This is a genomic window from Pseudomonas sp. M47T1 (genome assembly GCF_000263855.1).
Classification (GTDB): Bacteria; Pseudomonadota; Gammaproteobacteria; order Pseudomonadales; family Pseudomonadaceae; genus Aquipseudomonas.
This window is the reverse complement of record NZ_AJWX01000052.1, coordinates 1-3035: the sequence shown is the minus strand read 5'-3', so window position 1 is coordinate 3035 and position 3035 is coordinate 1. Positions and strand designations below refer to the sequence as shown.

Annotated in this window: 1 rRNA gene; it reads left to right on the top strand. The window is 51.5% G+C overall.

Annotated features, from left to right (window positions below):
* Positions 1-100 precede the first annotated feature (100 nt).
* Positions 101-2993: ribosomal RNA gene (locus PMM47T1_RS28375) — 23S ribosomal RNA — on the top strand.
* Positions 2994-3035: the final 42 nt, after the last annotated feature.

Genomic DNA, 3035 nt, shown 5'->3' with positions numbered 1-3035 from the left:
TTCAGGCTAAGGTAAAATTTGTGAGTTCTCTTTTAATTAAGAATGCAAATTTTCGGCGAATGTCGTCTTCATAGTATAACCAGATTGCTTGGGGTTATATGGTCAAGTGAAGAAGCGCATACGGTGGATGCCTTGGCAGTCAGAGGCGATGAAAGACGTGGTAGCCTGCGAAAAGCTTCGGGGAGTCGGCAAACAGACTGTGATCCGGAGATGTCTGAATGGGGGAACCCAGCCATCATAAGATGGTTATCTTGTACTGAATACATAGGTGCAAGAGGCGAACCAGGGGAACTGAAACATCTAAGTACCCTGAGGAAAAGAAATCAACCGAGATTCCCTTAGTAGTGGCGAGCGAACGGGGACCAGCCCTTAAGTGGCTTTGAGATTAGCGGAACGCTCTGGAAAGTGCGGCCATAGTGGGTGATAGCCCTGTACGCGAAAATCTCTTGGTCATGAAATCGAGTAGGACGGAGCACGAGAAACTTTGTCTGAATATGGGGGGACCATCCTCCAAGGCTAAATACTACTGACTGACCGATAGTGAACTAGTACCGTGAGGGAAAGGCGAAAAGAACCCCGGAGAGGGGAGTGAAATAGATCCTGAAACCGTATGCGTACAAGCAGTGGGAGCAGACTTTGTTCTGTGACTGCGTACCTTTTGTATAATGGGTCAGCGACTTATATTCAGTGGCGAGCTTAACCGAATAGGGGAGGCGTAGCGAAAGCGAGTGTTAATAGCGCGTTTAGTCGCTGGGTATAGACCCGAAACCGGGCGATCTATCCATGGGCAGGTTGAAGGTTGGGTAACACTAACTGGAGGACCGAACCGACTACCGTTGAAAAGTTAGCGGATGACCTGTGGATCGGAGTGAAAGGCTAATCAAGCTCGGAGATAGCTGGTTCTCCTCGAAAGCTATTTAGGTAGCGCCTCATGTATCACTGTAGGGGGTAGAGCACTGTTTCGGCTAGGGGGTCATCCCGACTTACCAAACCGATGCAAACTCCGAATACCTACAAGTGCCGAGCATGGGAGACACACGGCGGGTGCTAACGTCCGTCGTGAAAAGGGAAACAACCCAGACCGTCAGCTAAGGTCCCAAAGTCATGGTTAAGTGGGAAACGATGTGGGAAGGCTTAGACAGCTAGGAGGTTGGCTTAGAAGCAGCCACCCTTTAAAGAAAGCGTAATAGCTCACTAGTCGAGTCGGCCTGCGCGGAAGATGTAACGGGGCTCAAACCATGCACCGAAGCTACGGGTATCACCTTTTGGTGATGCGGTAGAGGAGCGTTCTGTAAGCCTGTGAAGGTGAGTTGAGAAGCTTGCTGGAGGTATCAGAAGTGCGAATGCTGACATGAGTAACGACAATGGGTGTGAAAAACACCCACGCCGAAAGACCAAGGTTTCCTGCGCAACGTTAATCGACGCAGGGTTAGTCGGTCCCTAAGGCGAGGCTGAAAAGCGTAGTCGATGGAAAACAGGTTAATATTCCTGTACTTCTGGTTATTGCGATGGAGGGACGGAGAAGGCTAGGCCAGCTTGGCGTTGGTTGTCCAAGTTTAAGGTGGTAGGCTGGAATCTTAGGTAAATCCGGGATTCTAAGGCCGAGAGCTGATGACGAGTTGCCATTAGGCGACGAAGTGGTTGATGCCATGCTTCCAAGAAAAGCTTCTAAGCTTCAGGTAACCAGGAACCGTACCCCAAACCGACACAGGTGGTTGGGTAGAGAATACCAAGGCGCTTGAGAGAACTCGGGTGAAGGAACTAGGCAAAATGGCACCGTAACTTCGGGAGAAGGTGCGCCGGTGAGGGTGAAGGACTTGCTCCGTAAGCTCATGCCGGTCGAAGATACCAGGCCGCTGCGACTGTTTATTAAAAACACAGCACTCTGCAAACACGAAAGTGGACGTATAGGGTGTGACGCCTGCCCGGTGCCGGAAGGTTAATTGATGGGGTTAGCTAACGCGAAGCTCTTGATCGAAGCCCCGGTAAACGGCGGCCGTAACTATAACGGTCCTAAGGTAGCGAAATTCCTTGTCGGGTAAGTTCCGACCTGCACGAATGGCGTAACGATGGCGGCGCTGTCTCCACCCGAGACTCAGTGAAATTGAAATCGCTGTGAAGATGCAGTGTATCCGCGGCTAGACGGAAAGACCCCGTGAACCTTTACTATAGCTTTGCACTGGACTTTGAATTTGCTTGTGTAGGATAGGTGGGAGGCTTTGAAGCGTGGACGCCAGTTCGCGTGGAGCCAACCTTGAAATACCACCCTGGCAACTTTGAGGTTCTAACTCAGGTCCGTTATCCGGATCGAGGACAGTGTATGGTGGGTAGTTTGACTGGGGCGGTCTCCTCCTAAAGAGTAACGGAGGAGTACGAAGGTGCGCTCAGACCGGTCGGAAATCGGTCGTAGAGTATAAAGGCAAAAGCGCGCTTGACTGCGAGACAGACACGTCGAGCAGGTACGAAAGTAGGTCTTAGTGATCCGGTGGTTCTGTATGGAAGGGCCATCGCTCAACGGATAAAAGGTACTCCGGGGATAACAGGCTGATACCGCCCAAGAGTTCATATCGACGGCGGTGTTTGGCACCTCGATGTCGGCTCATCACATCCTGGGGCTGAAGCCGGTCCCAAGGGTATGGCTGTTCGCCATTTAAAGTGGTACGCGAGCTGGGTTTAGAACGTCGTGAGACAGTTCGGTCCCTATCTGCCGTGGACGTTTGAGATTTGAGAGGGGCTGCTCCTAGTACGAGAGGACCGGAGTGGACGAACCTCTGGTGTTCCGGTTGTCACGCCAGTGGCATTGCCGGGTAGCTATGTTCGGAAAAGATAACCGCTGAAAGCATCTAAGCGGGAAACTTGCCTCAAGATGAGATCTCACTGGAACCTTGAGTTCCCTGAAGGGCCGTCGAAGACTACGACGTTGATAGGTTGGGTGTGTAAGCGCTGTGAGGCGTTGAGCTAACCAATACTAATTGCCCGTGAGGCTTGACCATATAACACCCAAGCAATTTGCGTCGAACAGACCAGATTGCGGT